Origin of the sequence: Rickettsia sp. TH2014 (genome assembly GCF_019249195.1) — a bacterium.
Lineage (GTDB): Bacteria > Pseudomonadota > Alphaproteobacteria > Rickettsiales > Rickettsiaceae > Rickettsia > Rickettsia felis.
This window is the reverse complement of record NZ_MXAX01000178.1, coordinates 1-886: the sequence shown is the minus strand read 5'-3', so window position 1 is coordinate 886 and position 886 is coordinate 1. Positions and strand designations below refer to the sequence as shown.

Sequence of the window (886 nt, the reverse complement as noted above, 5' to 3'; positions counted from 1 at the left end):
AAAAATTTGCTGTATTTATACTTTTTTCTGGATTTCCGTTTTTAGCTAGGAATGACAAAAGAGCATTTACCGATCCACGCAACAATGCTACCTGGGAATGACATAAATGTGTGATGCAACAACCTCTGTCAAACCATTAGATGACCTAGAACTTACTATGACACAAATTTAATGAAAAAGTTATATCATTATCCTATTTGTCCTCTTTCAAGACAAGCCCGTGTCTTCTTAAAAGAATTAGATATAGAATTTACTACGATTAAAGAAGATTATTGGCAATTTAATAAAGATTTCTTAAAAATAAATCCTGCCGGAACATTGCCTATTTTAGAAGAATCATACGGCTTATTTGTGGTAGGTATTTATCCTTTTGTTGAATATCTTAATAGCAAATATCCGAATTTTAATTTTTTAGATGAAGATATTGATATTTGTTGCGAAATTAGACGATTATTCTTTTGGTTTAACGATAAATTTTATCGTGAAGTTACTAAGATTATTATCGATGAAAAAGTTATAAGATCAATTGCTAAAATGAGCAGCCCAAGAACCGAATTTTTACGTGCTGCAAAAAATAATTTCAATTATCATTTAGAATATATAACTTCTTTATTAGAAAAAAGAAGTTATCTTGTATTGGATTCGCTAACTATTGCCGATATTGCCGCAAGCTGTCACTTATCGGTACTCGATTATTTCGGCGAGATTTATTGGGATAAATGGACGCTTATCAAACATTGGTATTCACTAATTAAATCAAGACCGGCTTTTAGGTTACTATTACAAGATAGAATCCCTGGCTTTACCCCTCCTAGCTATTATGCGGATTTAGATTTTTGAATATGTAGAAGTCAAGATTTAATCTTACAGACATTATAAAAATTAT

Annotated in this window: 1 protein-coding gene; it reads left to right on the top strand. The window is 30.6% G+C overall.

From position 1 onward, the window contains the following. Positions 1-171 precede the first annotated feature (171 nt). Positions 172-840 carry a glutathione S-transferase family protein gene (locus tag KYQ89_RS03470; protein WP_218460424.1) on the top strand — a complete coding sequence of 223 codons (669 nt, stop codon included), beginning with the start codon at positions 172-174 and terminating at the stop codon, positions 838-840. Positions 841-886: the final 46 nt, after the last annotated feature.